Source organism: Nesterenkonia lutea, from assembly GCF_014873955.1.
GTDB classification, from domain to species: Bacteria; Actinomycetota; Actinomycetes; order Actinomycetales; family Micrococcaceae; genus Nesterenkonia; species Nesterenkonia lutea.
Map to the genome: position 1 here is coordinate 2,032,139 of NZ_JADBED010000001.1, position 23,317 is coordinate 2,055,455.

20 protein-coding genes are annotated in these 23,317 nt (G+C 68.0%); 14 read left to right on the plus strand and 6 right to left on the minus strand.

What is annotated here, in order from left to right; all coding sequences use genetic code 11:
* The first annotated feature begins 40 nt into the window (after positions 1 to 40).
* The 8 genes from H4W27_RS09300 to H4W27_RS09335 all read left to right on the plus strand — a co-directional run bounded on the left by H4W27_RS09300 (position 41) and on the right by H4W27_RS09335 (position 7,194).
* On the plus strand, positions 41 to 730 hold the full coding sequence (locus tag H4W27_RS09300; protein WP_192595683.1) for a M23 family metallopeptidase: 690 nt from the start codon (positions 41 to 43) through the stop codon (positions 728 to 730).
* A gap of 367 nt (positions 731 to 1,097) precedes the next feature.
* Positions 1,098 to 2,324 (plus strand): MFS transporter, encoded by a 1,227-nt coding sequence (locus tag H4W27_RS09305; protein WP_192595684.1) that lies wholly within the window; start codon positions 1,098 to 1,100, stop codon positions 2,322 to 2,324.
* A 184-nt stretch (positions 2,325 to 2,508) separates the two neighbouring features.
* On the plus strand, positions 2,509 to 3,540 hold the full coding sequence (paaA, locus tag H4W27_RS09310) for a 1,2-phenylacetyl-CoA epoxidase subunit PaaA (RefSeq protein ID WP_192595685.1): 1,032 nt from the start codon (positions 2,509 to 2,511) through the stop codon (positions 3,538 to 3,540).
* 61 nt (positions 3,541 to 3,601) lie between these two features.
* Complete coding sequence (gene paaB, locus H4W27_RS09315; protein ID WP_192595686.1) at positions 3,602 to 3,901, plus strand: 1,2-phenylacetyl-CoA epoxidase subunit PaaB; 300 nt, start codon at positions 3,602 to 3,604, stop codon at positions 3,899 to 3,901.
* Entirely contained in the window at positions 3,898 to 4,725 is an 828-nt protein-coding gene (paaC, locus tag H4W27_RS09320; RefSeq protein ID WP_192595687.1) for a 1,2-phenylacetyl-CoA epoxidase subunit PaaC, read from the plus strand. Before paaB ends, paaC begins: the two co-directional genes overlap by 4 nt.
* An 8-nt stretch (positions 4,726 to 4,733) precedes the next feature.
* Entirely contained in the window at positions 4,734 to 5,249 is a 516-nt protein-coding gene (paaD, locus tag H4W27_RS09325; RefSeq protein WP_192595688.1) for a 1,2-phenylacetyl-CoA epoxidase subunit PaaD, read from the plus strand.
* Entirely contained in the window at positions 5,249 to 6,400 is a 1,152-nt protein-coding gene (gene paaE / locus H4W27_RS09330; RefSeq protein WP_192595689.1) for a 1,2-phenylacetyl-CoA epoxidase subunit PaaE, read from the plus strand. Before paaD ends, paaE begins: the two co-directional genes overlap by 1 nt.
* A gap of 23 nt (positions 6,401 to 6,423) precedes the next feature.
* Positions 6,424 to 7,194: an enoyl-CoA hydratase/isomerase family protein gene (locus H4W27_RS09335; protein ID WP_192595690.1), complete on the plus strand. Its 771-nt coding sequence runs from the start codon at positions 6,424 to 6,426 to the stop codon at positions 7,192 to 7,194.
* Positions 7,195 to 7,196: 2 nt separating this feature from the next.
* Here the strand turns inward: H4W27_RS09335 and H4W27_RS09340 are convergent, their stop codons facing one another.
* Entirely contained in the window at positions 7,197 to 8,162 is a 966-nt protein-coding gene (locus tag H4W27_RS09340) for an AraC-like ligand-binding domain-containing protein (RefSeq protein WP_192595691.1), read from the minus strand.
* Between the two features lie 173 nt (positions 8,163 to 8,335).
* Here H4W27_RS09340 and H4W27_RS09345 point away from each other — a divergent pair, with 173 nt between their 5' ends.
* Both H4W27_RS09345 and H4W27_RS09350 read left to right on the plus strand, forming a co-directional pair.
* Positions 8,336 to 9,859, plus strand: coding sequence for a GMC family oxidoreductase (locus H4W27_RS09345; RefSeq protein WP_192595692.1), 1,524 nt, complete (start codon positions 8,336 to 8,338; stop codon positions 9,857 to 9,859).
* A 40-nt stretch (positions 9,860 to 9,899) separates the two neighbouring features.
* Positions 9,900 to 11,300 (plus strand): aldehyde dehydrogenase family protein, encoded by a 1,401-nt coding sequence (locus H4W27_RS09350; protein WP_192595693.1) that lies wholly within the window; start codon positions 9,900 to 9,902, stop codon positions 11,298 to 11,300.
* A gap of 56 nt (positions 11,301 to 11,356) precedes the next feature.
* On the opposite strand, the gene H4W27_RS09355 is transcribed toward H4W27_RS09350, so the two are convergent.
* From H4W27_RS09355 to H4W27_RS09375, 5 genes are all read right to left on the minus strand, one after another.
* Positions 11,357 to 12,691 (minus strand): carboxylesterase family protein, encoded by a 1,335-nt coding sequence (locus H4W27_RS09355; protein WP_192595694.1) that lies wholly within the window; start codon positions 12,689 to 12,691, stop codon positions 11,357 to 11,359.
* Between the two features lie 14 nt (positions 12,692 to 12,705).
* A complete protein-coding gene (locus H4W27_RS09360; protein WP_318782262.1) occupies positions 12,706 to 14,301 on the minus strand; it encodes an LTA synthase family protein in 1,596 nt (531 codons plus the stop codon).
* 124 nt (positions 14,302 to 14,425) lie between these two features.
* Complete coding sequence (gene paaZ, locus H4W27_RS09365; RefSeq protein ID WP_192595695.1) at positions 14,426 to 16,534, minus strand: phenylacetic acid degradation bifunctional protein PaaZ; 2,109 nt, start codon at positions 16,532 to 16,534, stop codon at positions 14,426 to 14,428.
* A gap of 128 nt (positions 16,535 to 16,662) precedes the next feature.
* Positions 16,663 to 17,679, minus strand: a complete 1,017-nt coding sequence (locus H4W27_RS09370; protein ID WP_192595696.1) for an MDR family oxidoreductase — start codon at positions 17,677 to 17,679, stop codon at positions 16,663 to 16,665.
* Positions 17,679 to 18,173, minus strand: coding sequence for an Lrp/AsnC family transcriptional regulator (locus H4W27_RS09375; RefSeq protein ID WP_192595697.1), 495 nt, complete (start codon positions 18,171 to 18,173; stop codon positions 17,679 to 17,681). Before H4W27_RS09375 ends, H4W27_RS09370 begins: the two co-directional genes overlap by 1 nt.
* 185 nt (positions 18,174 to 18,358) lie before the next feature.
* On the opposite strand from H4W27_RS09375, the gene pdhA reads away from it, so the two are divergent.
* The 4 genes from pdhA (at position 18,359) to H4W27_RS09395 (ending at position 23,242) form a co-directional block, all read left to right on the plus strand.
* On the plus strand, positions 18,359 to 19,543 hold the full coding sequence (gene pdhA, locus H4W27_RS09380; RefSeq protein ID WP_192595698.1) for a pyruvate dehydrogenase (acetyl-transferring) E1 component subunit alpha: 1,185 nt from the start codon (positions 18,359 to 18,361) through the stop codon (positions 19,541 to 19,543).
* 3 nt (positions 19,544 to 19,546) lie between these two features.
* A complete protein-coding gene (locus H4W27_RS09385; protein WP_192595699.1) occupies positions 19,547 to 20,620 on the plus strand; it encodes an alpha-ketoacid dehydrogenase subunit beta in 1,074 nt (357 codons plus the stop codon).
* Between the two features lies 1 nt (position 20,621).
* The gene (locus H4W27_RS09390; RefSeq protein ID WP_192595700.1) at positions 20,622 to 22,190 is read left to right on the plus strand and encodes a dihydrolipoamide acetyltransferase family protein; all 1,569 of its coding nucleotides are present in this window, start codon (positions 20,622 to 20,624) and stop codon (positions 22,188 to 22,190) included.
* A 209-nt stretch (positions 22,191 to 22,399) separates the two neighbouring features.
* Positions 22,400 to 23,242, plus strand: a complete 843-nt coding sequence (locus H4W27_RS09395) for an urea carboxylase-associated family protein (RefSeq protein WP_192595701.1) — start codon at positions 22,400 to 22,402, stop codon at positions 23,240 to 23,242.
* Positions 23,243 to 23,317: the final 75 nt, after the last annotated feature.

The window sequence follows — 23,317 nt, forward strand, 5'->3', positions numbered from 1 at the left end:
ACGTCGGTGTTCAGACTGATGCCGGAGATCGTATGGGAGGATGAGCGCGAGCACGCGGCTCCGAGCCCTTGTTCCGCAAGGGCACCAAGGCACAGAGAGCAACCGCACGACACCTTCCATCGACGTGCAGTACCCGTTCGTTGGCCGCTGGCTTGCCCAGAACAGCCCCGCCAACCGGGTGCCCAGTCACGGCACTAGCTTGTTCGCCACGTCCTACGCCATCGACTTCGTGCCAGTTGATGACAGCGGACACACAGCACCCATGACGTTCGGCGCTTTCCTGCGCCCGGAATCACCGGTGCGGTTCACGGGCTTCGGGCGCACACTGCTGGCGCCGGTGGAGGGAATCGTCGTCACCGCACACGACACCGAACTCGACCACCCCGCGTATCGCGGCCTACCTTCGATCAGCTACGCGCTCACCCAGCAACGCCGAGTTCGCGCAGGCTGGGTAGCTCTAGCCGGAAATCATGTGTTGATCGAGAGCGAAGGCGTCATCGTTGCCCTCTGCCATCTGCAACAAGACAGCGTCCAGGTTCGACCTGGACAGCTCGTAGCGGTTGGCGACGTGCTGGGGCGCTGTGGGAACTCCGGTAACCGCACCGAACCACACGTCCACCTGCAAGCGATCGACCACCGCGACGTCGCATGCGCCAACGCGGTGCGCATGACAATCGAAGGATCAATACCGCGCAACGGCAGAATCGTTAACATCGGACCGAGACGATGAGAACAGTCATCCCGGGGCTTCTCTGCTGTTGTTCATCGATAGTGACCGGTTCAGCTATCTAGAACTTGCCCCTCACGTGGCGACGTGTTCGAGCAGATTCCGACCGCCTCGGAAGTCACCCTATGAACGCGACGTCGGATAGCGGTAATCCCAATTCAAGTGGGTAGCCGCCGGTTGCTTTCATGCGGTCTGGTTCGCGCACTGACCTGCCCGGTGGCCGATGGCTTGGAACCCTCCGGGCCCCAAGGACCCAGAGTGATCGGTCAGGGACTAGCGGGGGCACCCATGTCGGGGTCGAGGAGAGCTGAGGCAGGGCTGAGGCAGAGGCATTTGACCCTGACGCGACGTCATAGCCTTCACTGTGGGCATGAAAAGAACCTCCTTCTTCTATTTCGCCTCCTTCGTCACTTCACTTCTGAGCAACTCCGTCACAGCCATCGCCCTGCCGCTGCTTGTGCTCTTCACCACCGGCAGCCCGCTCGACGCCGGGATCGTGGCGATCGCCGCCTCGGTGCCGGCCGCGATCGCCGGGCTGCTGATGGGCTCGCTCATCGACCGGATCAATCGACGCACCGCATCGATCATCGCGGACGCCATCTCGGCCCTCGCACTGCTCATCCTGCCCATCGTGGACCTGACGGTCGGGCTGAACGTGGGCTGGTTCATCGCAGTCGCCGTGCTGGGCTCCTTTGGAGATGTCCCCGGAATGACCGCCCGGGAAGCGATGCTCCCTGCCCTCGCGAGAGCGGTCGGCGCGGAGCCGTCTCGACTCATCGGCCTGCGCGAAGCGCTCACCGGGGTGACCGTGTTGATCGGTCCCGCCGTGGCCGGTGTCCTGGTCGCAGCGCTGGAGCCGGTGACGGTCCTGTGGATCACCTCCGGCCTGGCAGCCCTGGCGGCGCTGCTCACCCTCGGGATTGCCTCCAGTGCGACGGCGCATCAGCGTGATCACGACACGGCGACCACGGTGCAGGGCATGAGCTCGGTCTTTGACGGCCTCAAGATTCTGCTCCGCTCCCCGCTGCTGCGCGGGATGCTGATCCTGGCCATCACGCTCGGGGTCGTGCTCGCGGCCATACAGGGCATGGTGATCCCGGTTCACTTCGCCTTCCAGGACGAACCGCAGTGCGTCGGCTTCGTGCTCAGCTCCCTGGCCGCAGGTCTGCTCGTCGGTGGCGGACTCTTCGCGGGCCTGGCAAGCAGGATCCCGCGCAGGGTCTGGTTCATCTCCGGCATCACCATCCTCGCTGTCGGTCTCGGGGGCCTGGCCTTCCTTGGTCCGGTCTGGACGATCTTCGCCTCGGCCGCGGTCGCGGGCCTCGGTGGTGGTGCCATGAACGCCGTCGTCGGTCTGACCTTCGTGGAGAACGTCGAGGAGTCCCAGCGGGGCAGGGTCCTGGGGGCGCAGAACGCGATCTTGACCCTGACTCCGGCGCTGGGCATCGGCGGTGGGGCTGTCCTGATCGAGACCGGCAGCCTGCACCTGGCGACCACGGTCTTCGTCGCTGTATGGGTGGTGGTCTCCCTCGGGTCCCTGTTCAATCCACGGATCCGCAGACTCGGCGAACCCGATCGGGACCTCGTCGATGCGTGACGACGCCTGATCACGGGGCGGGAGCCCTCCCGGCCGCAGCGGTGCGACAGCTCAGCGCTCGGCCCGGGAGGGCTCCCCGCCCCGGTCATTCCATGTTCCGCTGAATCAGCGTGTTGACCGTCACACCACCGGTGCTATACTGAACGAACGGTCGGTAAATAATGCGACGGAATAGAGGATGACCATGTCACCCCAGAACCATCAGCACGCTCCCCTGCACCTCGCCGACGAGAGCGACGCCGCAGCGGCTCTCGCCGAGGCAGAGGCCGGGCAGAGCCGCTTCGACGAGATCATCGCCGAGGACTCCCGCATCGAACCTCGGGACTGGATGCCCGAGTCGTATCGGAAGTCGCTGGTGCGGCAGGTCTCTCAGCATGCCCACTCCGAGATCATCGGCATGCAGCCGGAGGGAAACTGGATCTCCCGTGCGCCGAGCCTGAAGCGCAAGGCGATCCTGATGGCCAAGGTCCAGGATGAGGCGGGCCACGGCCTGTACCTCTACTCCGCCGCCGAGACCCTCGGCCGCCCCCGCGAAGAGATGTATGACCAGCTCTACAGCGGCAAGGCCAAGTACTCCTCAATCTTCAACTACCCTGCTCGGACCTGGGCCGACATCGGTGCCATCGGCTGGCTGGTCGACGGCGCGGCGATCGTCAACCAGGTCCCGCTCTGCCGCGCATCCTACGGGCCCTATGGCCGTGCGATGGTGCGCATCTGCAAGGAGGAGTCCTTCCATCAGCGTCAGGGCTGGGAGATCCTCTACTCGCTCTCCCACGGCACCGAGGCGCAGCATCAGATGGCACAGGAGGCCGTGGACCGCTTCTACGGACCGGCGCTGCAGATGTTCGGCCCCCCGGACGGTGACTCCCCGAACTCGCAGCAGTCCATGGAGTGGAAGATCAAGCGCTTCACCAATGATGAGCTGCGCCAGCGCTTCGTCGACATGCTGGTCCCGCAGGTCGAGGCCCTGGGCCTCACGCTTCCAGATCCCGAGCTGAAGTGGAACGAGGAGCGCGGACACTATGACTTCGGGGACCTGGACTGGGACGAGTTCTTCGCCGTCATCAAGGGCAACGGCCCGCTGAGCCGGCAGCGCCTGGAGCATTACCGCAGGGCGCGGGACGAAGGAGCATGGGTCCGCGAAGCCGCAGTGGCCTACGCCGGCCGCCAGGCCCAGGGCCAGGAGCGCGACCAGGCCGCCCTCATCGGCGCCTGACCGCCACCCGCTCCACCCGCTGTCCCCCTCCCCCGCAAGTCACCGCTAGAAAGGCGAGGCCATGTCCTCCAGCGCAGATTCGAGCTCCTGGCCCCTCTGGGAGGTCTTCATCCGAGGCTCACGCGGGCTCTCCCACGTGCATGCCGGGTCCCTCCACGCACCGGATGCCACCATGGCGATCCGCAATGCTCGAGACCTCTACACCCGCCGCAATGAAGGCACCTCCGTGTGGGTCGTCCCCGCTGAGGCGATCATGGCCTCAGATCCGGACTCCAAGGGCGCCTATTTCGAGTCCGCCCAGGGCAAGAGCTACCGACACGCCACGTACTACACCCAGTCCGAGGGGGTGAAGCACCTGTGAGCTTCGCATCGCATGACTCCGCCACCCGCCAGTCCCAGGGTGAGGCGATCACCGCCGAGGAGATCGCCGCCTCGGGCGCGCAGGCCGACGACGCCACCGCCCGGTATGCACTGATCCTCGGCGACGACGCCCTGATCCTCTCCCAGCGCCTGGGCGCCTGGGTCTCCCGGGCACCCGAGCTGGAGGAGGACGTGGCGCTGGCGAACATCGCTCTGGACCTGCTCGGCCACGCCCGCTTCCTGCTCACCTACGCCGGCACCGCCTGGGGCAGGTCCGAGGATGACCTCGCCTACTTCCGTGACGAGGAGGAGTTCCGCTCCTGCCGTCTGGTGGAGCAGGAGAACGGGGACTTCGGCAAGACCATCGCCCGGCAGCTGATCTTCAGCTTCTACCAGCACGAGCTCTACAGCCGTCTGGTGCGCTCGGCCGACACCACCCTCGCGGCCATCGCCGAGAAGGCCCTCAAAGAGGTGGACTACCACCAGGACCACGCCGCCCAGTGGGTCCTGCGGCTGGGCCTGGGCACCGAGGAGTCCTCCCGGCGCATTCAGGAGGGTCTCGACTCGGTCTGGTCCTACGTAGAGGAGCTCTTCACCGACGTCGAGCCGATCACCGAGCTCGGTGACATCGCCGTGCTGCCGTCCTCGCTGCGCGAGGCCACGCTGAACCGTCTGCATCAGGTCATCGATCAGGCCGGACTGACCGTCCCTGACATGTCCGGCGCCCATGGCGCTGACCGCTCCGGGCGCCACTCGGAGCAGCGCGGACTCATCCTGGCCGAGATGCAGGTGCTGGCCCGCCAGCACCCCGGAGCCACCTGGTGAGAGGAGCAATGATGGCAGTGATGGGACCCGAGTCTGTGACCCTTCCCGCCGACGCCACCGTGTGGGAGGTCGCGGCGAGCGTCAACGATCCAGAGATCCCGGTGCTCAGCATCGCGGATCTGGGCATCCTGCGCGAGGCCCGGGTGGAGGCGGACGGCACCGCCGTCGTCGTCATCACCCCGACCTATTCCGGCTGTCCCGCGATGGACACGATCAACGCCGATGTCACCGCCGCCCTGCGCCACGCCGGACATGAACAGGTACGCATCGAGACGGTGCTGCACCCGGCCTGGACCACTGACTGGATGACCGAGGAGGGCAAGGCGAAGCTGCGTGAATACGGCATCGCCCCACCCACCGGCCTGGCCGCTGTGGGTCCTGTGCGCGTGGGCCTGAGCGTCAAATGCCCCCGCTGCGACTCCCCCAATACTCGTGAGATGACCCGCTTCGGCTCCACCGCATGCAAGGCCCTGTATCAGTGCCGCGACTGCCTGGAGCCCTTCGACCACTTCAAGGTGCACTGATGTCGACGACCACTCGCCGCCGCGCGACCTTCTCCACACTGACCGTCTCCGAGGTCCGGCCGCTGACCTCGGACTCGGTCGAGGTGACCTTCGCCGTCCCAGAGGAGCTGCAGGAGGACTTCGACTACGCCCCGGGACAGTACGTGGCGCTGCGCACGGAGCTCGACGGCCAGGAGGTCCGCCGTTCGTACTCGATCTGCACCGAGCCCACTCCTGGTGAGATCCGCGTGGCGATCAAGCGCGACATCGGCGGACTCTTCTCCAACTGGGCCAATGAGTCGCTGAAGCCCGGAGATCAGATGGAGGTGATGAACCCCTCCGGAGCCTTCGTCTCCAAGACGGCCATCACCTCGATGAACAACCCCGCCAAGCTCGCCGAGGAGGCCGTGGCGCTGCGCTCGGATGTGCACCTGGTCGCCTTCGCCGCCGGTTCCGGCATCACCCCGATCATGGCCATCGCCCGGTCCGTGCTGGCCGCCTCGAAGGACTCCACCTTCGACCTGGTCTACGCCAACCGTTCGGCGTCTGATGTGATGTTCGCCGAGGAGCTGGGTGACCTCAAGGACCGCTACCCCGCCCGGCTCGCCGTGCACCATGTGCTCAGCCGGGAACAGCGGATCAACCCGCTGCTCACCGGCCGGATCGACGAGGAGAAGCTCAGCAATCTCCTCGACAAGGTGCTGCGCGTGCAGGACACCGACGAATGGTTCCTCTGCGGGCCCTTCGAACTGGTCCAGATGGCGCGCGACTCGCTCGCGGCCCGGGGTGTGGATGAGAACGACATCCGCTTCGAACTGTTCACCACCGGACGACCGGACCGTCCCGAGGGCCAGCAGGGCCGCAGGGTGGAGGCCGATCCTGAGGGAGACAACGTCCAGATCGAGTTCACCCTCGACGGACTGACCGGCCAGATCGCCTCCCCCGCGGCCTCGGGCGAGACGGTGCTCAACGCAGCGCTGCGCGCGCGGCCCGATGTTCCCTTCGCCTGCGCCGGAGGGGTCTGCGGGACCTGCCGCGCCAAGGTCGTCTCGGGTGATTTCGAGATGGAGGAGAACTTCGCCCTGGAGTCCGACGAGGTCAGCGCCGGCTACGTGCTGACCTGCCAGACACGCCCCACCTCCAAGCAGCTCGTGGTCGACTACGACGCCTGAGCGCGTCCCAACGCAGGAGCCCCATGATCAACCTCAGCATCACCGAGAACATCGCAGAGATCGTCCTCGACGCCCCGAAGAAGCTCAACTCCCTGGACGAACAGGCCCTCGATGACCTCGATGCCGCCTACCGCGAGGCCGAGGAGGCGGGCGTGCGAGCCCTGCTGCTGCGCGGGGAGGGCAGAGGATTCTGCGCAGGGCGGGACATCTCCGACGTCGTGCCCGCCACCGACGACGCGCTGGGTTACCTGCAGGACAGGGTCACCCCGCTCATGCGACGCATGGCCGCGTTCCCGGCGCCGACCTTCGCCGCCGTGCAGGGAGCCTGCCTCGGCGTGGGCCTGGGTCTGGCCATCGCCACCGACGTGGTCTATGTGGCCGAGAGCGCCAAGGTCGGCTCCCCGTTCGCCGCGCTCGGAGCCACGCTGGACTCCGGCGGCCACGCGCTGTTCGTGGAGCGTCTGGGAGCGCACCGCACCCTGGACCTCATCTACACAGGGGATCTGATGTCGGGTGCGGAGGCCGTCGCGGCAGGTCTCTTCTCCCGCGCCATGGACGCCGAGGATCTGCTCGACTTCGCCCGCGAGAAGACCGCCGTCGCGGCCAGGGGCGCCACCCTGGCATTCCGCGAATCAAAGGCCCTCGTGGCCGCGGTGCGAGACCAGCGGATCGGCCTGTGGGAATCGCTGAAGGAGGAGAACCACGCTCAGGGACGACTGTGTGCCTCTGCGGACTACACCGAGGGCTTCGCAGCGTTCCAGGAGAAGCGGAAGCCGGTCTTCCTCGGGCGCTGAGCTCAGCCGCCGATGATCTGCCGACGGAAGGCCCCCGGCGAGACCCCATAGGCGTGCCTGAAAGCCCTGCTGAAGCTCGATGCATCCGGGTATCCCCATCGCGCCGCCACCGCACTGACCGAACGATGGGCCTGAGCGGGATCTCCGAGCTCCATTCGGCAGCGCTCCAGGCGCCGATGGCGGATCCATTCACTGATCGTGGTGCCCTCCTGCGCGAAGACCCCCTGCAGGTAGCGCAGCGAGACATGCAGGGCCCGTGCCACAGCGTCCACTCCGAGCTCCGGGTCTCCGAGGTGATCGTCGATATGTCTGACCGCCTCCAGGTACACCACGTCACGGGTGGGCACCTCACCTGCAGGGCGGAAGCGCGAGAGCAGCGTGGCCTGCACCAGCTGCAGCACCGCTGAGGCGGCCCGCGGATCAGGAGAGATCTCCCCCTTCTGCAGCTGACCATCGAGGCTTCCCAGCAGGGAGGAGGTCAGCGCGCCAAGGCCTGCGCTGCCCGGGATCCGCTGGGCCACCACGGCACGGGCCTGTTCCGCCGAGAGCCCCACCTGCTCCACGGGGATCTGCACCACGAACATCCGGTAGGGCCCGCCGAAGACGAGGTCGTAGGGACGGCGGGTGTCGTAGATGACGAGATCCCCCGGGGCGAGCATCGCCTCGCGACCGTCCTGTCGGGTCAGTGAGCTTCCGTGCACCTGCAGTGCGAACTTGAACACTCCCGGATCCCCCGCCGCGATGGTCTGTCGGCTGCGCCGGACTGTGACTGCGTCCCCACCGACACCGGCCACGGTCAGCGAACCCAGCGCCAGGCCGGTCAGTGCACCATGGAACTCGGCGGGGCTCTCCGTGTGCGCATCCAGGGGCACGAAGGCCGCGTTCACAGCGTGGCGCCACGCCTCGAAGCGGTCCCGGGGCGCCAACTCCGCAGCGTCGAAGGAGACCTGGCCCGTCGTCGCGCTCATGGGGTCTCGCACCTGCAGATCGGCATCCGCCCAGTCTCCCATCTCCATGTGACCCCAGCCACATCCATGCGTCTGCTGCACAGCTCCGTGCACCTCAGATCAAGGGCGGATCGTGAAGGAGGGCCATGCTGATCCCAGCACCGGAACTGTGACCCAGAGGAGAGATGAACACGATGGATGAAACCAGGACCAGCGACTATGTCGTCATCGGCGCCGGATCGGCCGGATCTGTGATCGCTCGGCGGCTGCTCGATGCCGGGCACAGCGTGCACATCATCGAGGCCGGCGGCAAGGACGAGGATCCCCACATCCACAGCCCGCAGGGCTGGCCCATGCTGATGCAGGGGCCCACGGACTGGGCGCTGACCACCACCCCGCAGGTCCACGCAGACACCCGCACCATCGCCTGGCCACGAGGCAAGGTGCTGGGCGGGTCCGGATCGCTCAACGGCATGATCTACATCCGCGGGCACCGCTCCGACTATGACAAGTGGGCCGCCGCAGGCTGCGAGGGCTGGAGCTGGGAGGACGTGCTCCCCCTGTTCAAGCGCTCCGAGGACCACGAGGACGGGGAGACCGAGTTCCACGGCGCCGGCGGGCCGCTGCACGTGGAGAAGATCACCCATCGCCACGCCAGCTCTGAAGCCTTCGTCCAGGCCGCCGGAAGCGTGGGGATCTCCGAGACCCTCGACTTCAACGGCGCTCACATGTCCGGCGCCGGGTTCAACCACACCACCACCAAGGACGGCCGGCGACACAGTCCCTGGCGGGCCTTCATCCAGCCCATCCTGGGCCACGACCGGCTCACAGTGACCACGGATGCGCTGGTCCACCGGATCATCGTCGAGGCGGGGCGCGCCACCGGCGTGGAGTTCAGCACCGACGCCGGCACCCGCATCGCCCGCGCCGAGGCCGAGATCGTGCTCTGTGGGGGCGCGATAGGCTCCCCGGCGATCCTGCAGCACTCCGGGATCGGAGACACCGCGGATCTGGCCGAGGCGGGCATCGATTCGGTGCTGGAGCTTCCCGGAGTGGGGAAGAACCTCCATGATCACGTGCTCGCCAGCGTCATCTACGAGGCGCCGGAAGCGCTGGCCGAGGGCCGGCACAACCTGCTGGAGGCCCAGCTCTTCGCGCACAGTCGACAGACCGAGGAGCAGGCGCCCGACATCCAGCCCCTGTTCATGCATTTTCCCTATCCCACCGACGGCGGTGACGCGCCCGCGGCGGGCTTCACCATCAACGCGGGAATCGTCCGACCGCGGTCCCGCGGGACGCTGCGCGTGACCAGCCCTGACCCGAAGGTCGCGCCGCTGCTGGATCCGAACCTGTTGGCGGATGAGTATGACCTTGAAGCCCTCTGCGACGCGATCGAGCTGTGCCGTGAGATCGGTGCACAAGAGGCTCTGGCGCCCTATCGCAAGGGCGATTTCAACCCCTCCGGTCCGCTGACCACCCGGGATCAGGTGCGCGCCCATGCCCGGGCGATGGCCGGGACCTATCACCACCAGGCCGGCACCTGCCGGATGGGCACCGATGACCTCTCCGTGGTGGACCCACAGCTGCGCGTGCGCGGAGTTGCCGGGCTGCGCGTGGCCGACGCCTCGATCATGCCCGCCGTGCCCAGCGGCAACACCAACGCCCCCACGATCATGATCGGCGAGAAGGCCGCTGACCTGCTTCTGCTGAGCCGCTGAACCTCTCGATCCCGCCGACCGCACCACCAAGGAGAACACCATGACCGCCAGCACGCTGCTTGAACAGATCCAGTCCCCCCAGGGCCGAGAGATCCTCGACCCCGCCACCGGCGAACTCGTCGGCCGCACCCCGCAGACCTCCCCCGCAGAACTCAACGACGCCGTGGCCCGAGCCCACACCGCCCAGACCACCTGGGCCGCCCAGAGCCATGACCAACGCAGCCAGACCCTGCACGCCGCCGCCGACGCCATCGAAGCCCACGCCGAGGAACTCGCCGTGCTGCTCTCCCGAGAACAGGGCAAACCCCTCAACGGACCCAACGCCCGCTTCGAGGTCGGCGCCTGCGCCGCCTGGCTGCGCACCGCCGCCTCGATCCCCGTGGAACCCGAAGTCCTCCTCGATGATGAGACCGGCCACGCCGAGCTGCACTACCGCCCCCTGGGCGTGGTCGGCGCCATCGGACCCTGGAACTGGCCCATGATGATCTCCATCTGGCAGATCGCCCCGAGCCTGCGCATGGGCAACACCGTGGTGATCAAACCCTCCGAATACACCCCGCTGAGCGTGCTCGCCCTGGTCCACGTGCTCAACACCGCCCTGCCCGCCGACGTGCTCATCGCGGTCCCCGGCGACGGGTCCCTGGGCAAGGCGCTCACCGAGCACCCCGACATCGCCAAGATCATGTTCACCGGCTCGGTCACCACCGGCAAGGCCATCATCAAGACCGCCGCCGACACCATGAAGCGCATGACCATGGAGCTCGGCGGCAATGACGCCGGGATCGTGCTCGATGACGCTGACCCCAAGGCCATCGCAGAAGATCTCTTCTGGGGCGCGTTCATCAACACCGGACAGACCTGCGCGGCGCTGAAGCGGCTCTACGTGCCAGACTCGATCTATGACGAGGTCTGCCAGGCGCTGACCGAGGTCGCCGCGAAGATGCCCATGGGGATCGGGCTCGAGGAGCACAACGTGCTCGGGCCGCTGCAGAACGCGAAGCAGCGCGAGATCGTCGCGCGCCTGGTCGACGCGGCCACCGACTCCGGGGCCCGGGTGCTCATCGGAGCAGATCCCGATGATGCCGCTCCGGGCTTCTTCTATCCCACGACCCTGGTCGCTGACATTGATCCGCAGAACCCGCTGGTCACTGAGGAACAGTTCGGCCCGGCGCTGCCGATCATCCGTTACACCAGCCTGGATCAGGCCATCGCCTGGGCCAATGGTCTCGAGGTCGGGCTGGGCTCCTCGGTCTGGTCCTCTGATCCGAAGCGCGCCGCAGAAGTGGCCGCGAGGATGGAGGCCGGGACCACGTGGATCAATAAGCACGGAGCCATCGATCCACGGGTGCCCTTCGGGGGTGCGAAACAGTCAGGCTTCGGTCTGGAGTTCGGGCTGCAGGGACTCAAAGAGGTCGCCCAGCCACACGTGATCAGCAGCTGAGCGCGCCGATCACCCGATCACCCTGAGGCTGATCCGGCACTGCACGGGCGTCTCCGTCAGACGCAGACGCCCGTGCTTCGTCCCGTGAGGCGGTCGGTGAGTCGTCCCGTGGCGGGCAGTTCCGCTCCCCGGGCAAACTCCGCCCACAGCGCCCGGACCGCCCTTCCGGCTTCCTCGATCTCCTCCCAGGATGCCCCCTCCAGAAGCTCCAGCCCCTCGGTGCTCGCGCGGGTTCCGAAGAGCAGCGCCACATCGATCATGTGGGCCGCCCCGTAGAAGTTGCCAGGCGCAGCCCAGTCGACGACGAAGCTGTGCGCCCGGCCCCCGGAACGACGGTGCCGCCGGGCGAAGGAGCGAATGCCGGCGACATAGACCTGCCGGGTCGCGAGCCGACTCAGGAACGTGGTCACGAATGGTCCGAGCAGCGGAATCGCACGCACTCGCTGCACCGGAGGCGCGACCGGAATGAACAGCCTGGCCTCATCGGAGGTATGGGTCATCAGGATGTCGATGCGCGGTGCGACTGCCTTCCAGACGTCCTCAATCTGGGATTCATCGGGCAGCGGCCACGCTCCATACCGGACCCCGAAGGGCATGAGCCCCCGCAGCCCGAACGGGACGGCCGCCGCGCGCGCATCCTCCTGCAGACGCAGGACCTCTTGGATCGGAGCCTCTGCGGACACCGAGGAACCTGCAGCGGCCATGGCCGCCGACATCCTGCGACGGCCCCGTGAGATCCCCAACGGCGGGCTCTGCATGATCGCCCGGCGGAACAGCTCCGGCGCCTTCGGTGTGGCCATCAGATGAGCTGCGGCGTCACCGCCGGCGGACTGGCCGAAGACGGTGACCGCCTGCGGGTCACCGCCGAAGAAGCTGATGTTGCGCTGCACCCATTCCAGGGCGCAGAGCTGATCCAGCAGACCAAGGTTCGCGGTCCGCCCCTCGCCGTCGAGGTACCCGAAGGCTCCGAGCCGGTATGTCACGGACACGACGACGACGCCCTGCTCGGTCACCAGGGCGCTCGGATCGTAGATGGGCGCGTCCCCTGCACCCGTGATGTAGGACCCGCCGTGAATCCACACCATGACCGGCAGCAGCTCATCCTCCTGCTGCGCCCGGGGCATCGTGACTGTGAGATTCTGGCAGCGCTCATCCTGCGGGAGTCCTCCGGTCTGGCTCCCGATCACCGGCTCCAGCTCCCTGATGCGCCACTGCGGGCAGGCCGGGGCGGGATCGACCGCCAGATACGGATCAGTCCAGTCATCCACGGGGCGCGGCGGCTGGAATCGGTCAGACCGTGCGTAGGGAATGCCCGATGCCCTGACGACCGACCCGACGGCCCGTCCGATGACCGGTCCACACGGAGGGGTGAACCTCGGCTCAGATGGCATGCTCGGCTGCACGGCTACTCGGCCGCAGCGTGGCCGGTCCAGGCCTCTGCGTAGAACTCGGCAGAGCGCGACTTCAGCAGCTCCGTATAGTCCTCCGGCGCCAGGGACTGGGCTGAACCAGCGGGCACCTCCGTGGCGAAGGCGGACACCCCCACCCCCGCCTCGCCATCCTCCAGGGTGAGCCCGGCGGCCTCCAGGATCGTCGGGTACATGCTCAGCTGGTCCACCCCGGCGCGCAGCTCACGATCAGTCTTCTCGCCCGGGACCCAGATCCGATTGAAGATGGTGCGGTCGCCGTTCGCGTCCAGCTCAGCATGGAAGGCGTCGCCCGCGTCGGCGGGCTTGAGGTGATCCCCCATGATCACCACGGCGGTGTCCTCGAGGTGTCCCTGCTTCTCCATATGGTCTACGAATCCGGCCACCTGTTTCATGGAGCAGCCGAACACCGAGGTGGCCTCGTCCTCAGTGTCCACCGGGCAGTAGTCGTGGACATGCACCGGCTCGTGCGTGTCCAGCGTCAGCACGGAGAGGTTGAACGGCTCTCCGGTCCGCTCCGCCTCAGCGTGCAGCGCATCGAGCTCTTCCTTGGCGTGGGCCATCAGACGCTCGTCGCTCAGGCCCCAGTCGCTGCGGAAGCTGCTCTTCGGTTCACCTGCCTCGATCCAGTCGGAGAGACCTTTGACCTCCGAGTAGCCGTGGCTGCTGAGCAGGCTGTCCTTCGCGGCGAAGGACGGGTTCGCGCCGCCGAGGAATACGCTGGTGTAGCCGCGCTCTTCCAGGACATCACCGAGGCAGGTGGTTCCCGCCAGGTACGTCTCGTCACCCACGCGCAGCTCGTTGAGGTCCACGCTGCTCGCGGCGGAGATGAGCCCCCCGAGGGGGACCCCGCACTGTGTCGAGGTGAGGCCGGCCATGGTCCAGCCGCCCCCCTCGTACTGCCGCAGGCCCTCCACGGTCTGCCAGCCGTCTTCCGCCCGAGTGACCTCCTCCAGCGGAGCGAAGATGTCCTTCTCGAAGAGCTTCTCGTCTCCGAGGGTGGCCTCTCCGGACTCGAGATAGATCAGGACCAGGTTCCGGCGATCCTCATCACCGGTGACGGTGGGCTCGACATAGTAGTCGTCGAGCTCGTACCGGGAGCTGGCCCCTTCGAGGTAGTCCCCCAGACTCACCGCGCCGGCGAAGGAAGCCGTCCCCCCGATGACCACCGTGAACGCCAGCACGGCCGAGGCTGTGCGCGCGATCCACGGCGGACGCTGCGGCAGGGATTCGTCCGCGTTCTGGCTGCGCCTGCGGCGCCGCCGTGCCTGCCAGAGAGCCAGTCCGGCGGTGATCAGCAGGGGTGCCACGCCGATCCCCAGGATGCAGATCCAGACCACGGACCCACCCCCGCCTGCAGTCTCCACGGAGACGAGATTCAGGAGCAGCTGGCCGACCGTGATCTGCCCCCAGAAGATGCGAATCAGGACGGCGGCGGTCAGCAGCGCGAGCCCAACCCAGACCAGGAGAAAGACGATGAGGCGCCCCAGGACGCGGCCGAGGGTTCGAGCCACATGGAGAATCCGCGGAGACCGTCCGACGTCTCGCTCTCCCGATGCGCGACTCTTGCTCACACCCCATCACCTCCAGTCCGCCCCGGGCGGCAGCGGCTCAGGCACTCATGATACCGATCATCGGGCGCAGGCCTCAGCACAGACCAGCCCGGTCAGCCGCCGCCCGCGTTCGACGTCGGAGCGCTCAGACCCACTCGGGCTTGTTCTCCTTCGCGACGCGGGTGAGCACATCGTAGGTCGCGACGATCTCATCGTGCTGGTTGTGCAGGACCGTGTCCCAACGGACCTCGCCGTAGTCATCGGTCTCGCGCGGAATGATCTGCTTCGCGGTCAGCGTGACCCGGATCGAATCCTCGTAGGTCACCGGGGTCTGGAAGGAGAGGTTCTCCAGGCCGGTGTTCGCCAGCACGGGACCTGGCGCCGGCTCCACGAAGAGTCCTGCGGCCCAGGCCACCAGCAGATAGCCGTGGGCCACCCGCCGCGGGAAGAAGGGATTCGCGGTGGCGGCCTCCTCGTTCGTGTGCGCGTAGAAGGTGTCACCGGTGGACTCGGCAAAGTCGGTGATGTCCTGCAGACCCACTGTGCGCAGTCCCGAGGCGAACTGGTCACCGATGCGCAGCTCGGCCAGGGACTTGCGGAACGGGTGCACTGCTGTGCCCTCGGCCACGGTCTCCGGGGTCGCGGTGACGGCCTTGGCCCCGCGGTGCCAGACGCCGGTGACCCCGGTGAGCAGGTCCGGGGAGCCCTGGACGGCGGTGCGCTGCATATAATGCTTGACCGCGCGGATGCCGCCGAGCTCCTCGCCGCCGCCGGCCCTCCCGGGTCCGCCGTGGACCAGGTGGGGCAGCGGTGAGCCATGGCCCGTGGAGGTCTTGGCGTCGTCCCGGTCGAGGAAGAGCACGCGCCCGTGGTGGGAGGCGATGCCGCGGGTGAACTCGGCGGCGATCTCGGGGTCGTGAGTGCACACGGTCGCCACCAGGGAACCTCCGCCGAGGGCGGCGAGGTCCACGGCGTCGTCGATGTCGCTGTAGCCCAGCACCGACGTGACCGGCCCGAAGGCTTCCACCGAGTGGACTTCGGCGGTGCGGGCCTCGGCGAAGGAGAGCACGGTGGCCGGGAAGTACGCGCCGAGCGCGGCATCGGCCGAGCCGGTGCCGGAGTCGGGACCGCCGACTCGCACGGCGCCGCCGGCGTCGACGAGCTTGTCCACGGCACGGGAGACTTCGTCGCGCTGATCCAAGGATGCCAGCGGACCCATCGTGGTGTCAGCGTCACGCGGGTCCCCGAGGACCACCCGGGACTCGAGCCGGGCGCGCAGCGCCTCGACCACGGGATCGACCTGGGCCGAGGGGACGATGACGCGGCGGATCGCGGTGCACTTCTGCCCGGTCTTGGCCGTCATCTCCAGGGTCACGGACTTGATGAAGGCCTCGAACTCCACCGTCTCCGGTGCTGCATCGGGACCGAGGATCGCGGCGTTGAGCGAGTCGGTCTCGCTGGTGAAGCGCACACCCTGGTTCGCCACATTGTCATGGGAGCGCAGCAGCTGAGCCGTGTTCGCCGAGCCGGTGAAGGCCACGTGATCGCGATGGTCCAGGTGATCCAACAGGTCACGGGCCGATCCCGAGATCAGCTGCAGCGCACCTGCGGGGATCAGGCCGGACTCGATCATGAGCCGCACGCAGGCCTGGGTCACATAGGCGGTCTGCGAGGCGGGCTTCACGATGGTCGGCACCCCGGCGATGAAGCTCGGTGCGAACTTTTCGAGCATGCCCCAGACGGGGAAGTTGAAGGCGTTGATCTGCACGGCGACACCGCTGAGCCGGGTGTAGATGTGCTCACCCAGGAAGGATCCGTCCCGGGAGAGCTGCTCCACCTGACCGTCGACGATGACATTGGCATTGGGCAGCTCCTTGCGGCCCTTGGAGGAGAAGGTGCGGATGGTGCCGATGCCGCCGTCCACGTCGATCAGGTGGTCCCTGCGGGTGGAGCCGGTCCGGTCGGAGAGCTCATAGAGCTCCTCGCGGTGCTCGTGAAGGTGGGCGGCGAGGTGCTTGAGCCGCAGCGCACGCTGGTGGATGGTCAGCTGTCCGAGGCTCGCCTGTCCCGCGGAGCGGGCATGGGCGACGGCGGCCCCGGTGTCCAGCCCCTCGGTGGAGACCCGGCAGACGGGCTCCGAGGTGGAGGCGTCAAGGATCTCGCTGACCTTCTCCGGGGACTCCGGCGTCCACCAGGAGTCCTGGATATAGCTGGGCAGCAGGCGGGGAGCCGCAGATGTATCAGTGGCAGCCATGGGGTCCTCTCAAAGACAGCGGGACAGACCGATCAGAACTGACCGAACGGTCGGTAATTTATCCCATACTAGCCCGGGAGCACCGAATGTGACACTCCACACAGGCAGCGCCTGTCTACTCGGGGGCCTCAGGAGGCCAGGTTCACCACGGTGCGCCCGCGGACCTGGCCCGCGAGAATCTTCTCGGCCTGCGCGAAGACCTCGCCGAGGGCGATCTCCTGGGTCATCTCGTCGAGCAGCTCCACCGGCAGATCGCCGGCCAGGCGCGCCCAGGCCTCCTCGCGCAGCGCCCGCGGCGCGGTGACGGAGTTGATTCCCGCGAGGGTGACTCCGCGCAGGATGAACGGCATCACCGTGGTGGGAAGATCGTGGCCCTGGGCGAGTCCGCAGCTGGTCACCGTGCCGCCGTCGTCGGTCTGGGCCAGGACGTTCGCCAAGGTCGCCGAGCCGACTGAGTCGACCCCGCCCGCCCAGCGGCGCTTCTGCAGCGGAGCCCCGGTCTCGGCGAACTCCTGCCGGTCCAGCAGCTCGGTGGCCCCGAGGCGGTGCAGGTAGTCGCCCTGAGTGTCTGCGCGGCCGGTCACCGCGGTCACCTCGAAGCCGAGCTTCGCCAGCACGGCGATGGCCACCGAACCGACTCCCCCTGCGGAGCCGGTGACGACGACGCGGCCCGCATCCGTCTGCACCCCGCCGCGCTCCAGCGCGAGCACCGAGAGCATGGCCGTGAAGCCTGCCGTGCCGATCGCCGCGGCGCGACCCGGGGTCAGCCCCTCAGGGAGCTTCACCAGGTATTCCGCCGAGACGCGGGCGCGCTGCGCGAGTCCCCCGTGGGCCGACTCACCGATTCCTCCGCCGGTGAGCACCACCGCATCGCCGGGGCTGAACCGCGCATCAGCCGAGGTTCTCACCTCCCCGACCAGGTCGATGCCGGGGACCAGCGGGGAGGTCCGGGCGACGCCGGGCTTTCCGGCCAGGGCCAGCCCGTCCTTGTAGTTGATCCCGGAGTACAGGACGTCGATGTCCACCGGGGAGTCTCCCCCGGAGCCGGCGAGGAAGTCATCGTCCAGATCAGCGAGCTCGGCCCGGTGGTCCTGGACGCGCCCCCCGGTCACGGTCTGTTCGATCAGTGCTGCACGAAACGTCATCACAGTCTCCTTGGCATCGGGTGTTCCTGTTCGGTGTGGTCGTCGAAGATCAGCGCCGTCTGGGAGGACTGCACGCAGGCCAGGGACTGGATCCGCTCGAAGATCACGCGGCGCAGCTCCTCCACCGTCCGGGTGCGAACCAGCAGCACCGCGTCGTACTGCCCGCCCACCAGGGCCAGATGTCGCACGGCGGGCTCATCGGCGAGCGCCCGGCGCAGCACCTCCCAGTCATCCTGCTTCAGCGTGAGAAAGACGTAGGCGGCGGTGGCCATTCCGGCGGCCCGCGGATCGATCACCGCCGTGTAGCCCTTCAGGACTCCGGCCCGGCGCAGTCGGGAGATCCGCTCATAGGCGTTGGCGCGGGAGAGGTGCAGCGCGGCGGCTATGGCGGAGACCGACTGGCGGGCGTCGACGCTGAGCGCATGCAGGATCCGATGATCCACCGAGTCCAGGGAGATCTCCCGTCCTGCCGCTCCGTCTTGTGCCTCGCCCATAGTTCTGGACGATACCAGCCGGAAAGGGTGCGGATCGAGCAGTCCGTCCAGCCGACGGGGACCCGCGACGGGACCCGTCTCGGATCGGTCCGCGCAATGGTCTCGAGACGGTGGGCTCCGCCACACTCATAGCAACAGTGTGATGCACCACACGTGAGGACGAAGTCTTTTGAGGAGGCTGGGCCATGACCAGCGAGACCACCCAGGGGGCCACCGAGCAGGGCTCCCGCATCCGGGACACGAGCAGCAGCTTCGGGATCACCCCGGAGCAGTACATGCTCCCCGCCGCCCAGCAGATCCGCATGCTCGGCCCCGACGGGAAGCTGATTCCCGAGGAGGAGCAGGGCACGAGCCCGGGACACGAGTACCCGATCCCCGAGGACGACGCGCTGCTGGCCGCCTATGAGGCGCTGGTCGTGGGCCGCCGGGTCAACGATCAGAACTACGCCCTGGTCCGCCAGGGCCGGCTCGCGGTCTACCCCTCCTCGCACGGGCAGGAGGCCTGCCAGGTCGGTGCCGCGCTCGCGCTGGGCGACGGGGACTGGATGTTCCCCACCTACCGCGACACCGTGGCCACCATCAGCCGCGGCGTCGACCCCCTTGAGGTCATGGTCTCCTTCCGCGGGGACTGGCACTGCGGCTATGACCCGCTGCAGTACAAGATCTCGGCGATGTCGACCCCGCTGACCACCCAGCTGCTCCACGCCGTGGGCGTCGCCCATGCCGCCAAGCTCCGCGGGGAGGACACCGTCGTGCTGGCCATGTGCGGCGACGGCGCCACCAGCGAGGGCGACTTCCATGAGGCGCTGAACTTCGCCGCCGTCTTCGAGGTCCCGGTGGTCTTCTTCGTGCAGAACAACGGCTACGCCATCTCGGTGCCGCTCTCCCATCAGACCGCCGCCCCCTCGCTGGCCCACAAGGCCATCGGCTACGGGATGGCCGGGGAGCAGGTGGACGGTAATGACATGGTGGCCGTGCTGGCCACGCTGCGCCGCGCCGTCGATCTGGCCCGCAGGAACTCGATGCCGTTGCTGCTGGAGGCCATCACCTACCGCATGCAGGCCCACACCAACGCCGACGACGACTCCCGCTACCGCGAGTCTGACGAGGTCGAGCAGTGGAAGCAGCGCGATCCGCTCCAGCGCATGCGCACCTTCCTCACCGACCGCGGAGTGCTCGACGAGGGCGCCGAATCCCGCATCAGCGGCAAGGCCGAGGAGGTCGCCGCCGCCCTGCGCCTGGCCATGACCACCGAACCGGCCATGGACCCGCTGGAGATCTTCGACCACGTCTATTCCGCTCCGACCTCCCAGCTGCGTGAACAGCGCGCCAAGCTGGCCGACGAGCTCGAGCGAAGCCAGGAGGGCTGACCCATGGCCACCGACACCACCACCGCGCCAGCCGGCGCTGAAACCGCCACCAAGCCCACCACCTTCGCCGCGGCCCTGAACACCGCAATGTCCGACGCCATGGAGCGTGAGGACTCGGTCTGCGTCTTCGGCGAGGACGTGGGCACCCTCGGCGGCGTCTTCCGCATCACCGATGGGCTGACCCAGCGCTTCGGAAAGGGCCGCTGCTTCGACACTCCCCTGGCGGAGTCCGGCATCGCCGGCATGGCCATGGGCATGGCGATGAACGGCATGCGTCCGGTCATCGAGATGCAGTTCGACGCCTTCGCCTACCCGGCGCTGGAACAGATCTTCAGCCACGTCGCCAAGACCGCGAACCGCTCCCGCGGACGGGTCCGCCTGCCCATGGTCATCCGGATCCCCTACGGCGGCGGAGTCGGCGGGGTCGAGCATCACTGCGACTCCTCCGAGGCCTACTACGCCCACACACCCGGGCTGAAGATCTATACCCCGGCCACGGTCACCGACGCCTACCTGATGCTGCGCGAGGCCATCGACTCCCCGGACCCGGTGGTCTTCTTCGAACCGAAGAAGCTCTACTGGACCAAGGAGACCGTGGACCTCAGCGCGCTGCGCACCCAGTACGAGTCCTCCGCCGCAGACACCGCCGCACCTGCGGCGGGAGTCGGAGCTGAGGGCCGCGCCGTCGTCGCTCGTGAAGGCACCGACGTCTCCTTCATCAGCTACGGGCCCAGCGTGTCCACTGCGCTGAAGGCCGCCGATGCCGCTGCAGAGGACGGGATCTCCGCGGAGGTCCTGGATCTGCGCAGCATCGTCCCCTTCGACGACGCCGCTCTGGCCGCCACGGTGGAGAAGACCGGGCGTGCCATTGTGATCGCCGAGGCGCAGGGCTTCGTCTCCGTGGCCTCCGAGATCGTGGCGCGGATCCAGGAGCGCAGCTTCCATTCGCTCTGCTCCCCGGTGAAGCGCGTGACCGGCTTCGACATTCCGTATCCATCGCCGAAGCTCGAGGAGCACCACCTTCCCAGCGTGGACCGCATCCTGGACGCCCTCGACGAGCTGCAGTGGGAGGACTGAGATGACCACATTCAACCTGCCCGATCTGGGCGAAGGACTGACCGAGGCGACGCTGCTGAGCTGGCTGGTGGCCGAGGGCGAGGTGATCGTGGTGGATCAGCCCATCGCCGAGGTGGAGACTGCCAAATCTGCGATCGAGGTCCCCTCCCCCTATGCCGGAGTGGTCACCACACTGCACGGCGCCGTGGGCGAGACCATGATCGTTGACGAGCCGCTGATCACCGTGGACGCAGAGGGCGAGAGCAACGACTCAGACGGCACCGGCTCTGCCTCCCAGGGCACAGCTCCTGAGGGTGCCGGAGCCCTGAGCTACCGCGAGGAGGAGCGCGCCGGCTCGGTGCCCGCCACCGGCGCCGTCTCAGACCCTGAAGAGGCCCCGGCGGATGATGCTGAGGACGAGGGCTCGGGCAACGTCCTGATCGGCTACGGCACCTCCACCTCTTCCAAGACTCGACGACGCCGGCGGCGCGGCGGCGCAGCGGGTGAGCGCGAGCGCGGCGCCGCAGCCGCTGGGCCGCGCGGTGCCCCAGCCCCGGTCCCTGCCGCGGCGGAGCAGAAGGCCCCCCGGGTGTCCTCCCCACTGGTGCGTCGACTGGCGCGGGACCACTCACTGTCCCTGACCGAGCTCAGCGGGTCCGGCCCGGACGGGATGATCCTGCGTGCCGATGTGCTGGCAGCGATCGAGTCCTCCTCCGCCAGGTCCTCCGCCGCCGAGTCCGCCGTGCCGCAGCGGGAGACCGCGATCGGCGCAGACAGCTCCGCCGGGACAGCTCGCTCGGCACCCGCTTCGGCTGCGCCGGCACCTTCGCCGACGACCTCCGGCGGGTCCTCGAACGCGGCCGCCCCCGGCGGTCTTCAGGTGCGGGAACGCGTCCTGATGTCGGGGATGCGCAAGGCGGTGGCCACCACCCTGTCCCGCTCGCGCCGGGAGATCCCGGAGGCGACCGTGTGGCAGGACGTGGACATGACCGAGGTGCTCGCCCTGCGGGCCAGACTGAAGGAACAGGCCGCCAGGGACGGAAGCTCCGCCCCTTCGCTGCTGGCTCTGCTCAGCCGCTTCGTGCTGGCGGGGCTGGCCCGCTACCCGGATCTGGCCACCCGGCTTCAGGAGCGCGAGGACGGGAGTCAGGAGATCGTCCACTTCGACGGTGTCAACCTCGGGTTCGCGGCCCAGACCCCCTCGGGTCTGGTGGTCCCGGTGATCAGGCACGCCGAGCGGCTCTCCGCACGGGGACTGCATGCCGAGATCGCTCGGCTGGTGGGCGAGGCCCGCGAGGGTTCGATCTCCGGCAAGGAGCTCACCGGCGGCACCTTCACCGTGAACAACTACGGCGTCTTCGGCTCGGACGGGGCCACGCCCATCATCAACCACCCGGAGGTGGGGATCCTGGGCATCGGTCGCATCCTGGACCGGGCCTGGGCGGTGGACGGCGAGCTGGCGGTCCGCAAGGTCGCGACGCTGACCATCGCCTTCGACCACCGAGTGTGCGACGGCGGCACCGCCGGCGGATTCCTCAACTTCGTGGCCACCTGTCTGGAGGATCCGTCCTCCGCCCTGGCTGACCTCTGAGGTCGCATGAGCTGCACCGCTGAGGGATGAGGAGGGAGGGGCCGGGATCGACAGGTCATGTCGATCCCGGCCCCTCTTCCATTCGTCCTGGCGGGTCGTCCGGCTGAGCGTGCTGGCCTTCCGGAACTCACAACAGGCCCTCAGAGGGTGCGATCCAGGCCCCTGAATAGTAGGACTGGAGGTTCCGACCGGACTTTCGAGGAGCCAGCATGAGCGCAGACCGCCCAGGACGTCGCACCTACGTGCAGCCGGCGGCCTATCAGTCGCTTCCCGGTGGGCCGCTGGACCCTGATCGGGGCTTCTACGCCGAGGTGGCCGCGGCTCCGCGGACGCTGACCCGCCAGTTCGAGGTGCCGGTCCGCCCCGGTCAGGCGTGGGAGGTCAGCGCCGGTTCGATCGTGCGGATCAGCGCCGTCGACGGGCCCCAGGTCGGGGACCTGAACCTGTGGAATCTGCACGACCCTCAGGAACGATTCTGGGCCGCACGGACGCGGCAGCTGCAGCGCGCATCGATGACCACCTACGACCGCTTCTGGTCCACACTGCCTAATCTTCGGCCCATGGCCACCGTGGTCGGAGACTCTCTGGCCGGTCACCCGGATGCCGAGGTCATCCACGATCTCCTGGGAACGCGCTGCGACCCCTATGTGAATCGCATGCTGACCGGGGTGGACTTTGACCGGCACTGCCACTCGAACCTGACCCGGGCGGTCCGGGACCACGGCCTGAAGGAGTCAGACATCCACGACGTGCTCAACGTCTTCCAGCTCGCCGGTCTGAACGAGAACCGCGAGTACTTCATGGACACCTGCCCCACCCAGCCGGGAGACCACTTCGAGTTCTTCGCCGAGATCGATCTGCTCTGCGCGCTCTCCACCTGCCCCGGCGGGGATCTCTCGCTGCGCATGTGGGGACCCGAGGCGGCGACCCCCGAGGAGCAGCTGCAGCACTGCCACCCACTGGGCGTCGAGATCTTCTCAGTCGATGCCCAGGCGCTCCGCGGCTGGCGCCAGCCGGAGACTGCGGCGTACCGCAGCGTCGAGGGACGCTGAGAGACTCTGGGGGGACACTGGGGGACACCGAGGGACACCGAGGACGCCGAGGGACGCCGACCGCGAATAGGGCCT